This is a genomic window from Mycobacterium toneyamaense (assembly GCF_055384815.1).
In genome coordinates this window covers 3542657-3562843 of sequence record NZ_AP040333.1, presented here as the reverse complement: position 1 = coordinate 3562843, position 20187 = coordinate 3542657, and the positions used below count along the sequence as shown (strand labels likewise).

The following is a 20187-nucleotide window of genomic DNA, read 5'->3' as shown; positions in this document are numbered from 1 at the left end:
TGTTACGGATGTGACAAAAGAAAACTTCTGAGGCTGTTGTTACGGCGCGCCTCCACCTCTACTTGAGGGTTCATCGACAGAATCGACGCATGAAGATGGCAGCGCTGCTCACCCGAAATGCCGGACCGAAGCCGGGCGTGACTGGAACCGCCCGCGTTGACCGTGACATCGACCGACTGCTGCGACGCGTCGGCCCGGGGGACATCGTCGTTCTCGATGCACTCGACCTCGACCGCATCACCGCCGACGCGCTGGTGGAGGCCGAGGTCGCCGCCGTGGTGAACGCCTCGTCGTCGATCTCCGGCCGCTACCCGAACCTGGGGCCGGAAGTGCTTGTCGCCAACGGGGTTACGTTGATCGACGAGACCGGCCCAGAGGTCTTCAAGAAGGTCAAGGACGGCGCCAAGGTGCGGCTGCACAACGGCGGCATCTACAACGGCGATCGCCGTCTGGTCCTCGGCAACGAGCGCAACGACGAGCAGATCCACGAGATGATGCACGAGGCCAAGAGTGGCCTCGTGGCGCACCTGGAGGCGTTCGCCGGCAACACGATCGAGTTCATCCGCAGTGAGAGCCCGCTGCTGATCGACGGCATGGGCATCCCGGACATCGACGTCGACGTGAACCGCCGGCACGTCGTGGTGGTCACCGACGACCCGAGCGCCGAGGCTGACCTGAAGGCCATCAAGCCGTTCATCAAGGAGTACCAGCCGGTGCTCGTCGGTGTCGGCGCCGGCGCCGACACGCTGCGCAAGGCCGGCTACCGTCCCGCGCTGATCGTCGGCGATCCCGAGGAGATGAGCGCCGATGTGCTGCGGTCCGGTGCCCAGGTGGTGCTGCCGGCCGACGCCGACGGCCACGCGAAAGGTCTTGAGCGCATTCAGGATCTGGGCGTCGGTGCCATGACGTTCCCGGCCGCCGGCTCGGCCGCGGACCTGGCGCTGCTGCTCGTCGACCACCACGGCGCCGCGCTGATCGTCACCGCCGGCCACCGCGCCAACATCGAAGAGTTCTTCGACCGCACACGGCAGTCCAGCACCCCGTCGACGTTCCTGACCCGCCTGAAGGTGGGGGAGAAGCTGGTCGACGCGAAAGCCGTTGCGACGCTGTACCGCAGCCGCGTCTCCGGCGGCGCCATCGCACTGCTGGTCCTGGCGATGCTGGTCGCCGTCATCGTGGCGCTGTACGTCGCGCGCGCCGACGCCACCGTCCTGCACCTGGTGACCGACTACTGGAACCGCTTCCTGCTGTGGGCCCAGGGATTGGTGAGCTAGCTCCGGCGATGATTTCCCTACGCTCGCATGCGATCTCACTGGCCGCGGTGTTCCTGGCGCTGGCCATCGGGGTGATGCTCGGTTCCGGTCTGCTGTCCAACACGCTGCTGTCCGGACTGCGTGACGACAAACACGAGTTGCAGAACCAGATCAACGCCCTCACCGACGAGAAGAACGCACTGAACCAGAAGCTCAGTGCGGCAGGCGAGTTCGATGCCCAGATGTCGCCGCGCATGGTGCGTGACGCGCTGGCGGGGAAATCTGTCGTGGTGTTCCGCACCCCGGACGCCGCCACCGACGACGTCGACGCGGCCGCGAAACTGATTGCGGCCGCCGGGGGTTCGGTGACGGGGACCATCGCGCTGACGCAGCAGTTCGTGGACGCCAACGCCTCGGAGAAGCTGCTGTCGGTGGTGAACTCGCCGATCGTGCCGGCCGGACGTCAGCTGAGCACCCGGACCGTCGACCAGGGCTCGCAGGCCGGTGACCTGCTGGGCATCACGCTGCTGCGCGACCGCAACCCGGCGGTCCTGCCCGTCGACGACATGCAGCGCGACACCGTGCTCGCGACGCTGCGCGACACCGGGTTCGTCACCTACGGCTCGCAGCGCATCGGGGTCGCGGACAGCGCACTGATCGTCACCGGCGGCGCCCTGGGCGATGACGCCGGCAATCGCGGGGCGACGGTGGCCCGCCTGGCCTCGGGCCTGGCGCCGCACGGTGCGGGCACGCTCGTGGCCGGCCGGGACGGCTGCGCGTCGGGCACCGCGGCCGTCGCCGTCGTGCGTTCGGATGCCGGTCTGTCCGGCGCGGTCGGCACCGTCGACGACGTCAACAGCCAGGCCGGCCGGATCACCACGGTCCTGTCGCTGCAGCAACTCATCGCCGGCGGCCATCCGGCGCAGCTCGGTATCGGTCGTGGCGCCAGCTCGGTGACGGTCCTGCAGTAATTCGCGCCGCAGTGCGCCGTGGTGACCGTCACCGGCGCGTCAGTCCCAGCTCGGGCCGGTCGGTGATAGGGTGAAATTCCGTGGGTCGGCAGGCCCCAGGTAGCTCAACCGCTACGTTGCCCCATCACCACGGAGGTCGTTCTTGGCATCGCTACGCAGGCACCCACAGGCCGCGACGAAGCACATTTTTGTCAGCGGCGGGGTCGCTTCCTCGCTCGGTAAGGGTCTGACCGCCAGCAGTCTTGGCCAATTGCTCACCGCGCGTGGTCTGCACGTGACGATGCAGAAGCTGGACCCGTACCTCAACGTCGACCCCGGCACCATGAACCCGTTCCAGCACGGCGAGGTGTTCGTCACCGAGGACGGCGCCGAGACCGACCTGGACATCGGCCACTACGAGCGCTTCCTGGACCGCAACCTGTCGCGGTCGGCGAACGTCACCACCGGCCAGGTGTACTCCGAGGTCATCGCCAAGGAGCGTCGCGGCGACTACCTCGGCGACACCGTCCAGGTGATCCCGCACATCACCGACGAGATCAAGAGCCGCATCCTCGAGATGGCGCTGCCCGATGCCCAGGGCAAGCGCCCCGACGTGGTGATCACCGAAATCGGCGGCACCGTAGGCGATATCGAGTCGCAGCCGTTCCTGGAGGCGGCCCGCCAGGTCCGCCACGACGTCGGCCGGGAGAACGTCTTCTTCCTGCACGTATCGCTGGTGCCGTACCTGGCCCCGTCGGGCGAGCTGAAGACCAAGCCCACCCAGCACTCGGTGGCCGCGCTGCGCAGCATCGGTATCACGCCGGACGCGCTGATCCTGCGCTGCGACCGCGATGTGCCGGAGCCGCTGAAGAACAAGATCGCGCTGATGTGCGACGTCGACATCGACGGCGTCATCTCGACGCCGGACGCCCCGTCGATCTACGACATCCCCAAGGTGCTGCACCGCGAGGAACTCGACGCCTACGTGGTGCGCCGGCTCAACCTGCCGTTCCGCGACGTGGACTGGTCGGAGTGGGACGACCTGCTGCGCCGCGTGCACGAGCCCAAGGAGACGGTGCGAATCGCCTTGGTGGGCAAGTACATCGACCTGTCCGACGCGTACCTGTCGGTGGCCGAGGCGCTGCGCGCCGGTGGGTTCGCCCACCACTCGAAGGTCGAGATCCGCTGGGTCGCCTCCGACGACTGCGAGACCGAGCAGGGTGCGGCCGCCGCACTCGGCGACGTGCACGGCGTGCTGATCCCGGGTGGCTTCGGCATCCGCGGCATCGAGGGCAAGCTCGGCGCCATCAGCTACGCCCGCCGCCAGCGGCTGCCGCTGCTGGGCCTGTGCCTCGGGTTGCAGTGCATCGTCATCGAGGCCGCGCGGTCCGTCGGCATCAGCGGCGCCAACTCGGCGGAGTTCGACGAGCACACGCCGGACCCGGTGATCGCCACCATGGCCGACCAGCTCGACGCGGTGGCCGGTGAGGCCGACCTCGGCGGCACCATGCGCCTCGGTGCGTATCCGGCCGTGCTGCAGGCGGATTCGATCGTGGCCAAGGCCTACGACGCGACCGAGGTCTCCGAACGCCACCGGCACCGCTACGAGGTGAACAACGCCTACCGCGACCGTATCTCCGAGAGCGGGCTGAAGTTCTCCGGCACGTCGCCGGACGGCCAGCTGGTCGAGTTCGTGGAGTACGACGCCGACCTGCACCCGTTCCTGGTCGGCACGCAGGCGCACCCGGAGCTCAAGAGCCGCCCGACGCGTCCGCACCCGCTGTTCGCGTCGTTCATCGGGGCGTCGCTGGACTACAAGGCCGCCGAACGCCTGCCGCTCGAGGAGATCGACTCCGAGGTGCACGGCGCCGGATCGCATGCGGAGGGTTCGGACGAGGATGCCGAGCAGCTGCAAGAATCCCGTGGCTGACCACGATTTCGCCACGCTTTCGAGCGAAACCGTCTATGTAGGAAAGATTTTCGCGTTGCGGGCCGACGAGGTCGCGATGCCCGGTGGTGGCTCGGCGCGCCGTGAGGTGGTCGAGCACTACGGGGCGGTCGCGGTGGTCGCGCTCGACGACGACGGGAACCTGGTACTGGTGTACCAATATCGGCATCCGATCGGGCGGCGGCTGTGGGAGCTGCCCGCCGGGCTGCTCGATATGGGTGACGAGCCGCCGCACGTCACCGCGGCGCGCGAACTCGAAGAGGAAACCGGCCTGGCTGCCGCACACTGGCAGCTGCTGCTCGACGTCGACTCGGCGCCCGGATTCAGCGACGAGAGCGTGCGAATCTACCTGGCCACCGGCCTGACCGAGATCGGCCGGCCGCACGCGCACGACGAAGAAGCGGACCTGGTGGTCAAGCGGGTGCCGCTGGCCGATGCCGTGCGGATGGTGTTCGACGGTGAGATCGTCAATGCCCTTGCGGTGGCCGGGATTCTGGCTGCCGCCCACCGGCCGGCCGAGCAGCGGCCGCTCGACGCGCCGTGGATCGACCGCCCGTCCGCACTGCGCACCCGGCGGGAACAGGACTGATGACGGCCGCGGCGTCAGCGGGGGTCCGGTCGCGACTGGAGCAGCAGGTCCAGGGCTACCTGAACCACCTCAGCATCGAGCGGGGCGTCGCGGCCAACACGCTGAGTTCCTATCGGCGTGACATCCGGCGGTACACCGCCCATCTGGCCGGCCGCGGCATCGATGACCTGCGCGCCGTCACCGAGACCGACGTCAGCGAGTTCCTCGTCGCGCTGCGTCAGGGCGATCCCGACAACGGCGTCGTCGCGTTGTCCTCGGTCTCGGCCGCGCGGGCCGTCATCGCGGTGCGTGGGCTGCACAAGTTCGCCGCCGCCGAAGGCCTCGCCGACGCCGACGTCGCCCGCGGTGTGAAGCCGCCGACACCGGGCCGACGGCTGCCCAAGAGCCTCAGCTACGACGACGTCATCGCGCTGCTGGACGGCGCGGGCGGCGACAGTGACGCCGACAATCCGCTGACGTTGCGCAACCGCGCGTTGCTGGAACTGCTGTATTCGACCGGGGCGCGCATCTCCGAGGCGGTCGGCCTCGACCGTGACGACGTCGACACCGAGTCCCGGTCGGTGATGCTGCGCGGCAAGGGCGGCAAGCAGCGGCTGGTGCCCATCGGCCGGCCCGCCGTCACGGCACTGGATGCCTACCTGGTGCGGGGCCGTCCCGACCTGGCGCGCCGCGGCAAGGGCACGCCCGCGATCTTCCTCAACGCGCGCGGCGGCCGGTTGTCGCGGCAGAGCGCGTGGCAGGTGCTGCAGGACTCCGCCGAACGGGCTGGCATCACCGCCGCGGTCTCGCCACACACGCTGCGCCACTCGTTCGCCACGCACCTGCTCGAAGGCGGCGCCGACGTGCGCGTCGTGCAGGAACTGCTCGGCCACGCGTCCGTCACCACCACGCAGATCTACACGCTGGTGACCGTCAGCGCGCTGCGCGAAGTGTGGGCGGGGGCGCACCCGCGCGCCAGGTGAGAACGACGATCGGCCGGGGCTAGCATCCGGTCATGGCGTTCTACGACATCATCGAGACGACCGGCAAGGTGATCGACGCCGTCGGTGTCGCCGTGATCGTCGGCGGTGCCGTGATCGCCCTGGCCGCCACGTTCGGTCGGATGCGTGGTTCAGAGGGCGGCGCCTACGACGCGTTCCGGCGCCAGCTCGGCCGCTCGATCCTGCTGGGACTCGAATTCCTCGTCGCGGCCGACATCATCCGCACCGTGGCCGTCACGCCAACCGCGCAGAGCGTCGCGGTGCTGGCCGGCATCGTCGCCATCCGGACCTTCCTGAGCTTCTCGCTGCAGGTCGAGATGACCGGCTCGTGGCCGTGGCAGCGCCCGGTCAAGGCGGCGGACGACGCTCAGCCCAGGTAGTCGGACTCGAGCACCAGGTCAGGCAGCGTTTTCTGGTATTCGACATGGGTGGGGTGTTCCTGCGTGTGCCACAGCTTGCCCTCCTGTTCCCGCATGTACGCGCGGTAGGCCGGAGCGCCGGGCACCTTCACGTTGTCCGCCACGACGACCGCGCCGCGGTGCAGCCAACCCCGCGCCAGGATCGACTCCAGGTCCTTGAGGTAGGCCGCCTTGTCGTGGTCGATGAACACGAAATCGAGGTTGCCCGGCCCGAATCCATGACCGGCCAGCGCGTCGAGCGTCGCGCCGCCATCGCCGATGGTGCCGACCACGCACGTGATCCGGTCCGCGACGCCGGCGTGGGCCCAGATGCGGCGGGCGATCTCCGCGTTGTCCGCAGACAGTTCGACGGTGAAGACGTGCGCGTCCGGCACGGTTCGGGCCATGAGCAGCGCGCTGTAGCCGCAGTAGGTGCCCAGCTCGAGAATGCGCGACGGGTTGGCCCGGATGAGCGCGGACTCGAGGAGTTGGCCTTTTTCGTCACCGACATTGACGAGCATCGACTGTTCGCGGGCGAACGTGTCGATGGTCGCGAGGACATGATCGACGTCGCCGCGGCGGGCGTTCGCTTCCACATAGGCGGCCGCGGCGGCCTCGCGGCCGTCGCCCCACTGTCCGGTCTGGACGAACTTTCGCATCCCCAGCGCCATCCGGACGAAGGACCACCGTCGCTTCCAGCTCATGGCAGTCACATTAGGACAGCGGGTCTGCCGTCGTCAGCGGCGTGGCACCGTTAAACTTGCCCGGATGTTCGCTATGGGAGTCACGCCGCTGATCGGCGACGCATGACCGATGTCCCAACAGGCGTGGGGGGCCTGAGCCCGGTGGAGCCGGTTTCGTTGCCGCTTGATGTCGATGCCTCGTCCGCGACCGCAGATCCGGAACCCGCGATCGGCCTGACCGGACGTCCCGCCCGACACATCCCCGAGCCCAAACCCAAGAGCGTGCACGGCCCGGCCAAGGTCATCGCGATGTGCAACCAGAAGGGCGGCGTCGGCAAGACCACGTCAACCATCAATCTGGGCGCCAGCCTGGCCGAATACGGCCGCCGCGTGCTGCTGGTCGACCTCGATCCGCAGGGCGCGCTGTCCGCCGGCCTCGGCGTCCCGCACTACGAGCTCGAGCACACCGTGCACAACCTGCTCGTCGAGCCGCGGGTGTCGATCGACGACGTGCTCATCAACACCCGGGTCAAGGGCCTGGACCTGGTGCCCAGCAACATCGACCTGTCCGCCGCCGAGATTCAGCTGGTCAACGAGGTCGGCCGCGAGCAGACGCTGTCCCGCGCGCTGTATCCCGTGCTGGACCGCTACGACTATGTGCTGATCGACTGCCAGCCGTCGCTCGGGCTGCTCACGGTGAACGGGCTGGCCTGCGCCGACGGCGTCATCATCCCGACCGAATGCGAGTTCTTCTCGTTGCGCGGTCTCGCGTTGCTGACCGACACCGTCGACAAGGTGCGCGACCGGCTGAACCCCAAACTCGACATCAGCGGGATCCTGATCACCCGGTACGACAACCGCACCGTCAACGCGCGCGAGGTCATGGCCCGGGTGGTCGAGCGCTTCGGCGATCTCGTGTTCGACACCGTCATCAGTCGCACCGTGCGCTTCCCGGAGACCAGCGTCGCCGGTGAACCGATCACCACCTGGGCCCCGAAATCCGGTGGCGCCCAGGCGTACCGGGCGTTGGCGTGCGAGGTCATCGACCGGTTCGGCGCGTGATTTCGGAGGTCGACGCTCCCGACAGTGCTGGGGGCGCGGCGCCGGAGGATCCGGCGACCGACCAGCCGGACGAGAAGAAAGCCGGCTTCCAGGTCCGGCTCAACAATTTCGAGGGCCCTTTCGACCTGCTGCTGCAGCTGATCTTCGCGCACCGACTCGACGTCACCGAAGTGGCGTTGCACCAGGTCACCGACGAGTTCATCGCGTACACCAAGGAGATCGGCAGCCAGCTCGAGCTGGATGAGACGACGGCGTTCCTGGTCGTCGCGGCGACTCTCCTGGATCTGAAGGCCGCCCGGCTGCTGCCCGCCGCCGAGGTCCACGACGAGGACGACCTGGCCCTGCTCGAAGTGCGCGACCTGCTGTTCGCGCGGCTGCTGCAATACCGGGCCTTCAAGCACGTCGCGTTGATGTTCGCCGAGCTCGAGGCCGCGGCGATGCGCAGCTACCCGCGGGCCGTCACGCTGGAGGACCGGTTCACCGAGCTGCTGCCTGAGGTGATGCTCGGCGTCGACGCCGACCGGTTCGCCCAGATCGCGGCGGCCGCGTTCACACCGCGTCCGGTGCCGTCGCTGCGCGTCGACCACCTGCACGTGCAGGCGGTGTCGGTGCCCGAGCAGGCCATGAAACTGATGGGGCTGCTGGAGAGTCGCGGCATCGGGGAGTGGGCGTCGTTCACCGACCTGGTCGCCGACTGTGACGGCGGCATGGAGATCGTCGGGCGGTTCCTGGCGCTATTAGAGCTCTACCGGGCCAAGGCGGTAAACTTCGAGCAGATTGAACCGCTTGGAGTGCTGCAAGTTTCGTGGACCGGGGAGCGGCCGACGAACGAGCATCTGGCAGCGGCGGTGGAAGAAGACCAATGACGGACAACGACGCGGTGATTGCCGCGGATAGCAGCGTGGGCGAGGGCGTCGAGCCTGACGCTGGTGTGACCGACGACGCCGCTGCCGCCGAGGGTGACGAACTCGACACCGAGATCAGCGATGACGAGCTCGGGTGCGCGCTGGAGGCCCTGCTACTGGTGGTCGACACCCCGGCGCCGGTCGACTCTCTGGCGACCGCTCTGGACGAAACCATCGAGCGTGTCGAGGACAAGCTGCGCCGGATGGCCGCCGAACTGGCCGAGCGCGGCAGCGGCATCGACCTGCGCGAGGCCGGTGGCGGCTGGCGGATGTACACCCGGGCCCGGTACGCGCCCTATGTCGAGCGGCTGATTCTCGACGGCGCCCGGTCCAAGCTGACCCGGGCGGCGCTGGAGACCCTTGCGGTCGTCGCCTACCGGCAGCCGGTGACCCGCGCCCGGGTCAGTGCGGTGCGTGGCGTCAACGTCGACGCCGTGATGCGGACCCTCGCCGCCCGCGGCCTCATCATCGAAGCCGGCACCGATGCCGACAGTGGTGCAACGACTTTCGCCACGACGGAATTGTTCCTGGAGCGGCTCGGGTTGACCTCGCTGAGCGAGCTGCCGGAACTCGCCCCGCTGTTGCCGGATGTCGACGTCATCGACGACATCACTGAAACGCTCTCTGAGGAGCCGCGTTTCGCCAAACTCGGCGGAACCCCTGCGCCGGCTGCAGAGCCGGCCAAATTCGACGTAGATCGGGACTGACATGACCAACGAAGAAGGCGTGCGACTGCAGAAGGTGTTGTCGCAGGCGGGAATTGCTTCTCGTCGCGTCGCCGAGCGGATGATCCTGGACGGGCGGGTGGAGGTCGACGGCCAGATCGTCACCGAACTCGGTACCCGGGTGCACCCCGATCGCCAGGTGGTCCGGGTGGACGGCACCCGGGTTCTCGTCGACGAGGATTTGGTGTACCTCGCGCTGAACAAGCCAAAAGGTATGCACTCCACCATGTCTGACGACCAGGGCCGGCCCTGTATCGGTGACCTGGTCGAGCACCGCGTGCGCGGCAACAAGAAGCTCTTCCATGTCGGCCGGCTCGATGCCGACACCGAAGGGCTGATCCTGCTGACCAACGACGGCGAGCTGGCCCACCGGTTGATGCACCCGCGGTACGAGGTGTCCAAGACGTACCTGGCCACCGTGCAGGGGACCGTGCCGCGTGGGCTGGGCAAGAAGGTGCGCGAGGGCGTGGAACTGGACGACGGCCCGGTCTACGTCGACGAGTTCGCGGTGGTCGACATGGTCGCCGGCAAGTCGTTGGTGAAGATCGTGCTGCACGAGGGCCGCAATCGCATCGTGCGCCGGCTGATGGCCGAGGTGGGTTTCCCGGTGAAGGAACTGGTGCGCACGCACATCGGCACGGTGGCGCTGGGGGACCAGCGCGTCAACAGCCTGCGGGCGCTCACGCGCAAGGAAGTCGGCGAGCTGTACCAGGCGGTGGGCCTGTGAACGCGCTCGTCATCGCCATCGACGGCCCGGCGGGCACCGGGAAGTCCTCGGTGTCAACGGGTTTGGCGCATGCACTCGGCGCCAACCACATCAACACCGGCGCGATGTACCGCATCGTGACGCTGGCGGTACTGCGCGCCGGCATCGACCCGGCCGACGCCGATGCCGTCGTCGCGGTGTGTGAGAAGACGGAGTTCTCCGTCAGCTTCGACCCGGACCACGACACCTCGTACCTGGCGGGCGAGGACGTTTCGGATGAGATCCGCGGCGAGGCGGTGACTCTCGCCGTATCGGCCGTGTCGGCGATCCCGGCCGTGCGGACCATCCTGGTGCAGCGGCAGCGGGAGTTGATCGCGGAAGCCGGTTCGGTCGTCGTCGAGGGCCGCGACATCGGCACCGTCGTCAAGCCGGACGCCGATCTCAAGATTTTCCTGACCGCCTCGGCCGAGGAGCGCGCCCGTCGGCGCAATGCGCAGAACGTCGCAAACGGTCTGGGCGACAACTACGAAGCGGTGCTGGCCGATGTCCAGCGCCGGGACCATCTGGACTCGACGCGCGCGGTCTCGCCGCTGCAGGCCGCCGATGATGCGATCGTCGTCGATTCCAGTGATATGACCCAGGCTGGTGTGGTGGCACATCTGCTGGATCTCGTGCAGCAGAAGGTAGGTGTGCGTCAATGAGTGACGACGATGGTGTGTGGTTCGACGAAGGTGACTGGGAGATCGGCTCGGAAGGATTCGAGGCCGAGGTCGACGAGTACGCCGGACCCCCGCCCGTGGTGGCCGTGGTCGGCCGCCCGAATGTCGGCAAATCGACTCTGGTGAACCGCATCCTGGGCCGTCGCGAAGCGGTGGTGCAGGACATCCCGGGCGTGACGCGCGACCGCGTGTCCTACGACGCGCAGTGGGTCGGGCGCCGGTTCGTGGTGCAGGACACCGGCGGCTGGGAACCCGACGCCAAGGGCCTGCAGATGCTGGTCGCCGAGCAGGCCACCGTGGCCATGCGCACCGCCGACGCGATCATTCTCGTGGTCGACGCGGTGGTCGGGGCGACCGCGGCCGACGAGGCCGCCGCCAAGCGCCTGCAGCGCTCCGGCAAGCCGGTCTTCTTGGCGGCCAACAAGGTTGACAACGAGAAGATCGAATCCGAGGCCGCGGCGCTGTGGTCGCTGGGGCTGGGACAGCCGCACTCGATCAGCGCGATGCACGGCCGCGGCGTGGCCGACCTGCTCGACAGCGTGCTCGAGGTGCTGCCCGAGGTCTCCGAGACGTCCGGCGGGACCGGCGGTCCGCGCCGTGTCGCGCTGGTCGGCAAGCCCAACGTCGGCAAGAGCTCGCTGCTGAACAAGCTGTCGGGCGACGAGCGGTCCGTCGTGCACGACGTCGCCGGCACCACGGTGGACCCCGTCGACTCGCTGATCGAATTGGACGGCAAGACTTGGCGTTTCGTCGACACCGCCGGTCTGCGCCGTAAGGTCGGCCAGGCCAGCGGGCACGAGTTCTACGCCTCGGTGCGCACGCACGGCGCGATCGATGCCGCCGAGGTCGCGATCATGCTGATCGACGCCTCTCAGCCGCTGACCGAACAGGATCTGCGGGTGCTGTCAATGGTCATCGAGGCCGGGCGTGCGCTCGTCATCGCGTTCAACAAGTGGGACCTGGTCGACGAAGACCGGCGATACCTGCTGGACAAGGAGATCGAGCGCGAGCTGGTGCAGGTGCAGTGGGCGCCGCGCGTGAACATCTCGGCGAAAACCGGTCGGGCCGTGCAGAAGTTGGTGCCGGCGCTGGAGACCTCGCTGGCGTCGTGGGACGCCCGTATCCCGACCGGACGGCTCAACACCTTCCTCAAGGAGATCGTGGCGGCCACGCCGCCGCCGGTGCGCGGTGGCAAGCAGCCACGCATCCTGTTCGCCACCCAGGCGGCATCGCGGCCGCCGACCTTCGTGCTGTTCACCACGGGCTTCCTGGAGGCCGGCTACCGCCGCTTCATCGAGCGCCGGCTGCGTGAAGAGTTCGGCTTCGAGGGCAGCCCGATCAAGATCAACGTGCGGGTGCGGGAGAAGCGCGGGGCCAAGCGCTAGTCGCCGACGCGCCGCCGGACCCGTTTAGGGTCCGGCGGGAGGTCTGAGGTAGGCTTTCCAACCGTTGCCGGTTCGTCCGGCAGCGCCGCGGGCTGTGGCGCAGCTTGGTAGCGCACTTGACTGGGGGTCAAGTGGTCGCAGGTTCAAATCCTGTCAGCCCGACAAAGTTTTTGCAGGTCAAAGGCCTCGCGGTGGCCTGGATGGCCCCGTCTTCCTGCCACTCCCACCCGAGGACACCTTGATGGCGATCGCCGATGTCTCTGCCTACGTACACCTCAGCCGTGAAGACGTCGAAGAGATCGGCTACGAACTCGACGTGATCCGCCGGGACGTCGAGGAGTCGCTCGGGGCGAAGGACTCGGCGTACATCCGGCGGGTGATCCATTTTCAGCGGGCGCTCGATGTCGCGGCGCGGCTGATGATCGCCGGGAGCCGGTCCAAGGTCGGCTGGGTCGCCGGCACGTGCGCGCTGGCGTATGCGAAGTCGGTCGAGAACATGGAGCTCGGCCACAACATCTCCCACGGCCAGTGGGATTGGATGAACGACCCGGAAATCCACTCCAATACCTGGGAGTGGGACATGGTCGGACATTCGGCGCAGTGGCGGTACTCGCACAACTATCGGCATCACGTCTACACCAACGTGCTCGGCATGGACGAGGACATCGGTTACCGCCTGCTACGGGTGACGACCGACCAGCCGTGGCGGTGGGCGCATTTGTTTGCCCCGCTCGGAAACCTGGTGCTGGCAGCGACGTTCGAATGGGGTATCGCCCTGCACGGCCTGCACTCGGAGCGGCTCCGGGGTGAGACGCCAGACGCTGTCGCGGTGGAGGAGCGGAAATTCCTCGCCAAGAGCGCGCGCCAGCTGGCCAAGGACTATGTGTTCTTCCCGGCGCTCAGCCTGCGCCGGTGGCGTCGCACGCTGGCGGCCAATGCCACCGCGAATGTGCTCCGGAACCTGTGGGTGTACGTGAACATCATTTGCGGGCACATCCCCGACGGGGCCGAGACGTTCGACCCGGCGGTGGTCAAGGACGAGACTCGCGGCGAATGGTATCTGCGACAGATTCTCGGGACGGCGAACTTCAACGCAGGCCCGCTGCTGGCGTTCTCGGGTGGGCACCTGTGCTACCAGATCGAGCATCACCTGTTCCCTGATCTGCCGAGCAGCCGGTTGCCTGAAGTGAGCGTCCGGGTCCGGGAACTGTGCGAGAAGTACGACCTGCCCTACAACACGGCATCGCTTCCGCGCCAGTACTTTCGGACGCAACGGATCATCCACGGGTTGGCGCTGCCCGACTGGCTGCTGCGCGTGGGACGGCGGCGGCGCGGCTAGGTTCTCGGGGTCTTCGGGGCGCTGCCGGGTTGGTGGTCCCGTGCGCAGCTTCAACGCCGGGTGCGGCGCACTCAATGCGTCTAGCCTGACGCCATGACCGTGAACTCGAAGGTTTCGCGCTCCTGGCTGCTCGTCAATCCGTCCCGAGAGCCTGATCTCGGGGAGCTGCTGTCGACCACGAAATCCGACGAGGTGATCCTCGATCTCGAGGACGCCGTCGCTCCCGACGAGAAGGAAGCGGCCCGGGAGCGAGTCATCGACTTCCTGAGCTCCGGGGCCCAGGCGTGGGTCCGGGTCAACGATGCGTCGAGTGATTTCTGGTCTGCCGACTGCCGCGCGCTGGCGGAGTGCCGCGGGCTGAAGGGCGTCGTGCTGGCCAAGACGGAGGGCGGAAATCACATGTGGGATACCGCGAACCGGCTCGGGGGCGAATCGCGGGTGATCGCGTTGATCGAAACGGCGCGCGGGCTGGCGCGCGTACACGACATCGCCGCGGCGCGCCCGTGCTTCCGCATCGCGTTCGGCGTCAATGACTACACGCTGGACATCGGCGTCGAGCAGGACCCGTTGGCTCTGGCCTACAGCCGTTCCCAGCTGGTCGTCGCGTCGCGGGCGGCGCACATCCCAGGTCCGATCGACGGGCCCACCCGCGACCCGGATCAGCTGGCCGAGGGCGTGGCGCTCACCCGGCAGATGGGTATGACGGGCAAGCTCGCGCTGCGTTCGTCTGACGCCGAGACCATCAACGCCGGACTGAGCCCCTCCGAATCGGACATCGGCTGGGCGCGCGAGTTCGTCGAGCAGTTCAACGCCCGCGGCGGAAAACCGAAGGACGGCAGCGACTTACCCCGATTGAACCGCGCGCGGATCATCCTCGAGAAGGCGCGCCAACTCCGGCTGATACCGAACTGAGGCGTCAGGTCAGCGGGACCCATCCCCGCGGGTCGACGTCCGTGGGTACAGCACGGACGTAGAAGCAGTTGCTGAATCCCATTGCACCTTCGCAGTGGTTGAAGATGCCGTTGCCGTCGGCTTGCCCGTCGCAGTAGCCACCCCAAGGGGTGTTGAAACACTGTCCTGGCGTGGCGTGGGCGACGCCGATGGGGCTGAGTGCGAGCGCGGCGGCAGCGATTGCGAGTGCGATTTTCATCAGCCCATCCCTCCTTCTGTCATGAGGTTTGATCTGTCGCGGGGCACTGGTGAATTTGCCTTCACCTGGCCCATATAGCTTCCGATGGTAGGCCGACTTCCGGAGTGCCGGCACCGTTATGTGTGCAGGCGAACAGCGGTCTGCGGGGGCCTCACGAGACGGATGTGACACGTGAGGTGTATGGGGATTTTGTGGGTGTGACAGTGCGCAATTGTCGGCGGCACCAACAGGTTTCGATGTGGCGGCGTCTGTGGCCTCATCCGGTGGAAGCTTGGGCCCCGCGGCCCGCCACGACCTACGCGGCACCCGCTCCGGCGGGGTCGCGTACGTTCTTAGCGAAGAAGAATCCGTCAGCATTCAACGAAAGCCAACATGTCCCAGGATCAGAACACCGACGTCCCGCCGAATCACCTCTCCATCGATCCGCGTAGCCCGTTCTTCAATGAAGAGGCGCTCCTGCGCGACGTGGGTATCCGCTTCAATGGCGTCGAGCGAACCAACGTCGTCGAATACAACGTGGCCGAGGGCTGGGTGCGTGTGGAGGTCCCCACCGCCAAGGACCGCCGCGGAAACCCGATGGTCGTCAAGCAGAGCGGCACGGTCGAACCGTATTTCCGCACAGCCAAGTAGCGGACGCCCCGTGGACACCACCGATGCCCCCACGATCACCGCAGCGGTGCCGGGGTCCTTCGAGTGGGAGGTGTTCCATGAGCGTCACCCAAAGCTGATTCGCCAGGTACTGGACACCACGCCCTACACGTCCGCCGAAGAGGCGATGCTGCAGCAGCTGCTCGTCGAGAGCACCACCGGCGTCCTCGAGCCGTTGCCCAAGCATGCTCATGACCGGGATGAGTGGCTCGCCTGGGGAGACGACGTCTACGGACGCCCCTGGGGCGAGGTGCCGTTCCTGTGGAGCGAGAGCTATTTCTACCGCCGGCTGCTCGACGCCGTCGGTTACTTCGGGGCCGGGGCCTGGCGCGGAGTCGACCCGTTCGCGCCGGTCAAGACCGCCGAGCTGACGGGGCCGGAGGTCGACGACGAGCTGCGTGCCTTCGCCGACCTGGCCGACGCGGCGGAGAACCAGCAGCGCGAGACTCTGCTGGTGGCCGCGCTGTGGGGTAATCGCGCCGACCTCAGCTTCCAACTCCAAAAGGGCGCCGGTGCCGCAGACGCGCGCTCGGAGGGCATCCTCGTCGACGACAGCCCCGTGCTGTGGTCTGCGCTCCGCGCGCAGGACAACCCGACCGTCTGCGTCGTCGCCGACAACGCAGGCCGCGAACTGCTGGCGGATCTCGTCCTGATCGACAGCCTGCTCTGTCAGCGCCTGGCTGCCGAGATCGTGCTGTACGTCAAGCCGTATCCCTACTACGTGTCGGACGCGACGACGGCCGATGTCCTGGCTGTCATCCGACGCTTGCGGGCCGACGCACATCCGCCGATCGGGAAGGCCGGCGACCGGCTGTGGAACGCTGTGCGCAGCGGCCGGCTCACGGTGCGCACCCACAAGTTCTTCTGTGCACCGCTGTCGTTCCACGACATGCCCCACGACCTCACCGCCGAATTCGCCGGCGCCACAATGACTGTGATGAAAGGCGACCTCAACTATCGGCGCCTCGTCGGCGACCGATACTGGCCCGCCACAACACCGTTCGACCAGACCGTCGACTACTTTCCGTCTCCGGTGACGGCACTGCGGACACTCAAATCGGAAGTTGTCGTCGGCCTGACATCCGAGCAACTTGCCGAACTCGATACCGCCGGACAGGGGTGGCGGACCAGCGGCGGGTACGGGGTGATCCAAGCCTGGGTGGAGTAGGGATTCAGACGACCACCGGACTGGGCTGCGGAACTGACACCGATCCGCTGATGAGTCGTTCCCGCATCCACCGCGTGCCGGCCTCGAGCTCGAACGGCGCGTAGTGCGGGTTCGGGTTACTGGCCAGGAACACCGCGCCGCTGATCATTGCCTTGATCACCGCGAACACTTCGTCGAAGGGCGCATGGAGCGTGAAGGCGATCTGCCCGGCGAGGGAGAACGGGTTGCTGATCCCGTCGTTCATCACCGCCTGGTAGACAGCGGCTTTGACCGCGCTCGCCTGGTCGTCACGGTTCTCGGCGAAGATGTCGCCTTCACGGTAGACATCCATCCAGTGGTCCGGCTTGGCGGGGAAGCCGGGCAAGCCGAATCGCTGGAGCGGGTCCAGGCCGTGCGTGCCGGTCACTGTCACCCCTGGTCTGGCCCACGGCGCGATCGAATCGGTCTGTCGGCACGGGTTGGCGTACGCCAGAACGCCTTTGAGGTCCGCGGTGCGCCACGCCAGCGGCTGACCGGGGCGCAGGTAACGGAAGTAGAAGTACGATCCCACGATCGCGCCCTGGGAGTAGACGCCGAGCGACCAGGGTGTGCCCTGCGGGAACGGCACGCCGTTGTCCATCTGGGTGGCGCCGAGCAGCCGGGCGAGCTCGTTGATACCGCTCTCGTTGTCGAATGGCAGCGCTCCGTTGTTGTAGCCGATGGGCTGGTGATGGCAAAGGCCCTCGGTCTCAAGGGTTGTCGCGGTGTCGGCCACCGGTCCTCTGAACATGTCCGACAGGTGACCTTCGACCGTGAACATGATCGGTCGCAGATTCCGTGGCGGCGGCACGTAGTGGGCCGCCTGCGCTGTCGTCTCGTCGAAGACGCCGGTCTGGGGTAACCCCAGGCGCCGTTGCATCTCGGTGACCGCGGCGACTGCGCCGTCACCATAAACCCGGTCCTTCGCCGGCGCGTACGCGCGGTACTGGCGCTGGAACCAGGCCTGCCAGTATTCGATTTCGGTGCCATGGGCCCCGGGCCCGTACGGTAGCGGCATCGGAGTGCTCCCTTCTTGTCACGTCGCGCCGGTCCCGTGTCGGCCCGAATTGGTCCGGAATCCTGCGTCGATGACGGATTCGACGCTAATGACGGCGGCGGGTACCTGTATCGAGTAGTCGACTACTCGAATATGCGAATTCACCTTTCACGAATCAGAATTCGCTACCGGGACGGCGGCGTTACCCGTCCCCAGGAAAGGCGTGAGAATGGTCATCATCAGCGCTCCGCCGACGGCAAGCGTGCCGGACAGCATCGTGAACGCGCCGTCGGGCACACTGTATTGCAGTGGTGACCCGGGCACTGTCAATCCGTATACGGCCATCGACAACATGGCTGCCGCGATCGGCAGGTACGGCGGGCGCATGACGCATAGCGCGCTCACACCGTCCCCGTGCTGCAACGTGTAATTCCGCTTGGCGCAATAGGTCGCGAGGATGATGGCACCGCAGGCGATCACCGAGAAGCCGTAGAGCACCCACCGGCCGGTGTTGTACGTAGGGCCTGAGTCGACGAACAATGCCAACAACGTCGTGTAGGCGACGAGTGCCTCGGCGGGGATTTGGGCGGCCAGCAACTGCGCAAATCCGGCAGCTGTGTCGATCAGCGGTGCCGGCGGGGCCATTTGGGCGACATCGGTTGGCCGACGCAACGTCGCTGTCGGCCCCATCGCCGGCATTTCCGGCTGCGAGTCCGACACTTCACCCGACGGTGCCGGTGACGGCGAAACCCCCTGTCCGGCGCCAATTGTCACGCTGTTCAGCGGCTGACCGACCGGTGCGAGGTCGCGCGCAACCGCGACCGACGCCATGGCAACCAGGCTCATGATGACCTCCTCCGTGATGGCGAGGACGACGGGGTCGCCGCGTCAGTCGCGGTCCAGTTGTCCTGCGCACCAACGATGTTGCGCCTCCGGCAATTTGGACGCCTGCGTAGCCGGCTACTCGATCATCGCCGGGTCACGACGTGATTCCGTGCCCTGCTGAACAGCGAATCGAGTAGTGGGCTACTGGTGCGGCTCGGCATATTTCGTCGTGACACTGGGTTCCCATCACTTCATCAAAGGAGGGACTGATGACCGTCACTCGAGGCGACGTGGAGTTCGCCAAACGCATATTCTTCGACCGGCTCGGCGACGACTACGTCTACGGCGGCACGTGGGACCCGAACGATCGCGGCGTGGGTTGTGACTGTTCGGGCCTGGTGACCGATGTGCTCTCGGCGGTGTTCAACGGAGACCAGATGGTCTGGGGCAGACAAGGTCTGTCCACCGAGTCGTATCGATACCTGCCGTACGGCGAGCAACACGTCGGACCATTCGATCTGATGCACGTCGCATCGTTGAGCGACGTGCCCGGCGACGCGCCGGTGGTGATCAACCTGCACCATGAAGGCGACGGCGGTCCCCACTCGCACATGAACTGTGTGGTCGACGGCGTCGCGATGGAATCGTCGGGCTCCTGGGGGTGCTGCACCACGCCCAAGGCGCTCCCTTCCGACAGCAACTACTGGAACGACCACTGGTACGTGGCCGGCCCGATCGTCGAGGACGGCACACCCCCGACTCAGGCTCACGTGGACAGTTTCTTTGCCGACGTGTCCGAATTCCAGGTGCCGGTCAGTGATTCCTATCCGTACAAGATTCTGTCCATCCGCGTATGCGACGGCACGCACCGGGATTCCAACTTCGCGCAGAACTATGCGTGGATGCGCAATGCGCTGGACACCGGCCGGCTGGATTGCGGCATCGTCTACACCTACGTGCGCCCGAACTGGCAGGAAAATGCCGACACGGTACGGCAGATGATCGATGCCAACGGGGGACTGCACCCCAGGGTCGTCCTGATGCTGGACGTCGAAAGCGGTGGGAACCCTGGCGGCGACGGATCCGGCTGGATCAACGCCCTGTACGACAACCTCGCGGAGTACGCCGGCAATCCGGCGCGCATCATCGGTTATGCCAACCAGGGCGACTTCAACACGATGTGGGTGTCGCGGCCCAAGGGATTACGGGTGATCGCTGCGTCATACGGCTCGAACCCCCTGCTGCCCGGCCAGATCGCCCATCAATACACGGACGGCGCATATGGCGCCAATCAGGGCTTGCCGATGGGCTGCAACCCGTTCGGCAACTGCGACATGAACGTCGCAGACGGCTTGTCGCCCAACGATTTTGCCGCTGCCTGTGGAATCGGAACCGCCGGTGCCGGGCCGGTAGCCGCCCGCGTGACGACAGGGGTGATCACGATGGCTCAGCCGCAGGACATCATGAACATGCTCAACGGCACCAATACCGACGGCTCACCGCTGATCGGCCCCGACGGCGCGGACTACCGGATGGTCGACCTGCTGGCCCCGGACACCGAGCCGCTCGACGAAAAGCAGAACACGACTCGCTCGGTCTTCGATCAAATTACGACATTGGCGAAAATCCTTACCAGGACCCACAACAACAAGACGCTATTCGACATGGTGTCCGATCTGCATGACAAGATGTAACGCCCGTATTTCGGGCCGGACGTTAGCTGCCGGCCCGAAAAGCGG

Annotated in this window: 21 protein-coding genes and 1 tRNA gene; 18 read left to right on the top strand and 4 right to left on the bottom strand. The window is 67.0% G+C overall.

The features are described 5' to 3' along the window. The first annotated feature begins 89 nt into the window (after window positions 1-89). The 6 genes from steA (at window position 90) to ACZ5IQ_RS17185 (ending at window position 6100) form a co-directional block, all read left to right on the top strand. Window positions 90-1274 carry a putative cytokinetic ring protein SteA gene (steA, locus tag ACZ5IQ_RS17210; RefSeq protein WP_212814175.1) on the top strand — a complete coding sequence of 395 codons (1185 nt, stop codon included), beginning with the start codon at window positions 90-92 and terminating at the stop codon, window positions 1272-1274. An 8-nt stretch (window positions 1275-1282) separates the two neighbouring features. Beyond that, on the top strand, window positions 1283-2224 hold the full coding sequence (locus ACZ5IQ_RS17205) for a copper transporter (protein WP_212814178.1): 942 nt from the start codon (window positions 1283-1285) through the stop codon (window positions 2222-2224). A 142-nt stretch (window positions 2225-2366) separates the two neighbouring features. After that, complete coding sequence (locus ACZ5IQ_RS17200) at window positions 2367-4133, top strand: CTP synthase (RefSeq protein ID WP_212814180.1); 1767 nt, start codon at window positions 2367-2369, stop codon at window positions 4131-4133. Beyond that, window positions 4126-4740 carry an NUDIX domain-containing protein gene (locus ACZ5IQ_RS17195; RefSeq protein ID WP_406803406.1) on the top strand — a complete coding sequence of 205 codons (615 nt, stop codon included), beginning with the start codon at window positions 4126-4128 and terminating at the stop codon, window positions 4738-4740. The genes ACZ5IQ_RS17200 and ACZ5IQ_RS17195 overlap by 8 nt, the downstream gene beginning before the upstream one ends. Next, complete coding sequence (gene xerD / locus ACZ5IQ_RS17190) at window positions 4740-5702, top strand: site-specific tyrosine recombinase XerD (RefSeq protein WP_212814184.1); 963 nt, start codon at window positions 4740-4742, stop codon at window positions 5700-5702. The genes ACZ5IQ_RS17195 and xerD overlap by 1 nt, the downstream gene beginning before the upstream one ends. 32 nt (window positions 5703-5734) lie before the next feature. Beyond that, entirely contained in the window at window positions 5735-6100 is a 366-nt protein-coding gene (locus ACZ5IQ_RS17185; protein ID WP_064986775.1) for a DUF1622 domain-containing protein, read from the top strand. On the opposite strand, the gene ACZ5IQ_RS17180 is transcribed toward ACZ5IQ_RS17185, so the two are convergent. Next, on the bottom strand, window positions 6088-6822 hold the full coding sequence (locus ACZ5IQ_RS17180) for an O-methyltransferase (protein ID WP_064986776.1): 735 nt from the start codon (window positions 6820-6822) through the stop codon (window positions 6088-6090). The two genes, ACZ5IQ_RS17185 and ACZ5IQ_RS17180, sit on opposite strands and share 13 nt — an antisense overlap. Window positions 6823-6924: 102 nt before the next feature. On the opposite strand from ACZ5IQ_RS17180, the gene ACZ5IQ_RS17175 reads away from it, so the two are divergent. From ACZ5IQ_RS17175 to ACZ5IQ_RS17135, 9 genes are all read left to right on the top strand, one after another. Further along, window positions 6925-7863: a ParA family protein gene (locus tag ACZ5IQ_RS17175; protein ID WP_064986777.1), complete on the top strand. Its 939-nt coding sequence runs from the start codon at window positions 6925-6927 to the stop codon at window positions 7861-7863. Beyond that, window positions 7863-8729, top strand: a complete 867-nt coding sequence (locus ACZ5IQ_RS17170) for a segregation/condensation protein A (RefSeq protein ID WP_406776139.1) — start codon at window positions 7863-7865, stop codon at window positions 8727-8729. The genes ACZ5IQ_RS17175 and ACZ5IQ_RS17170 overlap by 1 nt, the downstream gene beginning before the upstream one ends. Then, window positions 8726-9475, top strand: a complete 750-nt coding sequence (gene scpB, locus ACZ5IQ_RS17165; RefSeq protein ID WP_406802701.1) for an SMC-Scp complex subunit ScpB — start codon at window positions 8726-8728, stop codon at window positions 9473-9475. The genes ACZ5IQ_RS17170 and scpB overlap by 4 nt, the downstream gene beginning before the upstream one ends. A 1-nt stretch (window position 9476) precedes the next feature. Then, a complete protein-coding gene (locus tag ACZ5IQ_RS17160; protein ID WP_212814190.1) occupies window positions 9477-10220 on the top strand; it encodes a pseudouridine synthase in 744 nt (247 codons plus the stop codon). Continuing rightward, window positions 10217-10900 (top strand): (d)CMP kinase, encoded by a 684-nt coding sequence (cmk, locus tag ACZ5IQ_RS17155; protein ID WP_064986779.1) that lies wholly within the window; start codon window positions 10217-10219, stop codon window positions 10898-10900. The genes ACZ5IQ_RS17160 and cmk overlap by 4 nt, the downstream gene beginning before the upstream one ends. Further along, entirely contained in the window at window positions 10897-12303 is a 1407-nt protein-coding gene (gene der / locus ACZ5IQ_RS17150) for a ribosome biogenesis GTPase Der (RefSeq protein ID WP_212814193.1), read from the top strand. The genes cmk and der overlap by 4 nt, the downstream gene beginning before the upstream one ends. An 88-nt stretch (window positions 12304-12391) precedes the next feature. After that, window positions 12392-12465 (top strand) — tRNA-Pro (locus ACZ5IQ_RS17145). A gap of 79 nt (window positions 12466-12544) precedes the next feature. Continuing rightward, window positions 12545-13642: a fatty acid desaturase family protein gene (locus ACZ5IQ_RS17140; RefSeq protein ID WP_212814196.1), complete on the top strand. Its 1098-nt coding sequence runs from the start codon at window positions 12545-12547 to the stop codon at window positions 13640-13642. 93 nt (window positions 13643-13735) lie between these two features. Further along, on the top strand, window positions 13736-14554 hold the full coding sequence (locus ACZ5IQ_RS17135; protein WP_212814198.1) for an HpcH/HpaI aldolase/citrate lyase family protein: 819 nt from the start codon (window positions 13736-13738) through the stop codon (window positions 14552-14554). Window positions 14555-14558: 4 nt separating this feature from the next. Here ACZ5IQ_RS17135 and ACZ5IQ_RS17130 read toward each other — a convergent pair whose 3' ends face one another. Continuing rightward, complete coding sequence (locus ACZ5IQ_RS17130; protein WP_073696419.1) at window positions 14559-14792, bottom strand: hypothetical protein; 234 nt, start codon at window positions 14790-14792, stop codon at window positions 14559-14561. 372 nt (window positions 14793-15164) lie between these two features. On the opposite strand from ACZ5IQ_RS17130, the gene ACZ5IQ_RS17125 reads away from it, so the two are divergent. After that, complete coding sequence (locus ACZ5IQ_RS17125) at window positions 15165-15422, top strand: DUF3297 family protein (protein ID WP_212814200.1); 258 nt, start codon at window positions 15165-15167, stop codon at window positions 15420-15422. A 10-nt stretch (window positions 15423-15432) separates the two neighbouring features. Continuing rightward, entirely contained in the window at window positions 15433-16608 is a 1176-nt protein-coding gene (locus ACZ5IQ_RS17120; RefSeq protein WP_212814202.1) for a damage-control phosphatase ARMT1 family protein, read from the top strand. Window positions 16609-16612: 4 nt separating this feature from the next. Here ACZ5IQ_RS17120 and ACZ5IQ_RS17115 read toward each other — a convergent pair whose 3' ends face one another. Both ACZ5IQ_RS17115 and ACZ5IQ_RS17110 read right to left on the bottom strand, forming a co-directional pair. Next, entirely contained in the window at window positions 16613-17644 is a 1032-nt protein-coding gene (locus ACZ5IQ_RS17115; protein ID WP_244872876.1) for a peptidoglycan-binding domain-containing protein, read from the bottom strand. Window positions 17645-17791: 147 nt separating this feature from the next. After that, complete coding sequence (locus ACZ5IQ_RS17110; protein WP_212814204.1) at window positions 17792-18469, bottom strand: hypothetical protein; 678 nt, start codon at window positions 18467-18469, stop codon at window positions 17792-17794. 377 nt (window positions 18470-18846) lie between these two features. Here ACZ5IQ_RS17110 and ACZ5IQ_RS17105 point away from each other — a divergent pair, with 377 nt between their 5' ends. Continuing rightward, window positions 18847-20142 (top strand): glycoside hydrolase family 25 domain-containing protein, encoded by a 1296-nt coding sequence (locus tag ACZ5IQ_RS17105; RefSeq protein WP_464480038.1) that lies wholly within the window; start codon window positions 18847-18849, stop codon window positions 20140-20142. Window positions 20143-20187 lie beyond the last annotated feature (45 nt).

Bases quoted from the DNA above. Each gene is read 5' to 3' on its own strand.
- der (WP_212814193.1), top strand. From the start codon at position 10,897: ATGAGTGACGACGATGGTGTGTGGTTCGACGAAGGTGACTGGGAGATC.
- ACZ5IQ_RS17110 (WP_212814204.1), bottom strand. From the start codon at position 18,469: ATGAGCCTGGTTGCCATGGCGTCGGTCGCGGTTGCGCGCGACCTCGCA.
- ACZ5IQ_RS17180 (WP_064986776.1), bottom strand. From the start codon at position 6,822: ATGAGCTGGAAGCGACGGTGGTCCTTCGTCCGGATGGCGCTGGGGATG.
- scpB (WP_406802701.1), top strand. From the start codon at position 8,726: ATGACGGACAACGACGCGGTGATTGCCGCGGATAGCAGCGTGGGCGAG.
- ACZ5IQ_RS17135 (WP_212814198.1), top strand. From the start codon at position 13,736: ATGACCGTGAACTCGAAGGTTTCGCGCTCCTGGCTGCTCGTCAATCCG.
- ACZ5IQ_RS17160 (WP_212814190.1), top strand. From the start codon at position 9,477: ATGACCAACGAAGAAGGCGTGCGACTGCAGAAGGTGTTGTCGCAGGCG.
- ACZ5IQ_RS17185 (WP_064986775.1), top strand. From the start codon at position 5,735: ATGGCGTTCTACGACATCATCGAGACGACCGGCAAGGTGATCGACGCC.
- ACZ5IQ_RS17130 (WP_073696419.1), bottom strand. From the start codon at position 14,792: ATGAAAATCGCACTCGCAATCGCTGCCGCCGCGCTCGCACTCAGCCCC.
- steA (WP_212814175.1), top strand. From the start codon at position 90: ATGAAGATGGCAGCGCTGCTCACCCGAAATGCCGGACCGAAGCCGGGC.
- xerD (WP_212814184.1), top strand. From the start codon at position 4,740: ATGACGGCCGCGGCGTCAGCGGGGGTCCGGTCGCGACTGGAGCAGCAG.
- ACZ5IQ_RS17140 (WP_212814196.1), top strand. From the start codon at position 12,545: ATGGCGATCGCCGATGTCTCTGCCTACGTACACCTCAGCCGTGAAGAC.
- ACZ5IQ_RS17175 (WP_064986777.1), top strand. From the start codon at position 6,925: ATGACCGATGTCCCAACAGGCGTGGGGGGCCTGAGCCCGGTGGAGCCG.
- ACZ5IQ_RS17205 (WP_212814178.1), top strand. From the start codon at position 1,283: ATGATTTCCCTACGCTCGCATGCGATCTCACTGGCCGCGGTGTTCCTG.
- ACZ5IQ_RS17125 (WP_212814200.1), top strand. From the start codon at position 15,165: ATGTCCCAGGATCAGAACACCGACGTCCCGCCGAATCACCTCTCCATC.
- ACZ5IQ_RS17115 (WP_244872876.1), bottom strand. From the start codon at position 17,644: ATGCCGCTACCGTACGGGCCCGGGGCCCATGGCACCGAAATCGAATAC.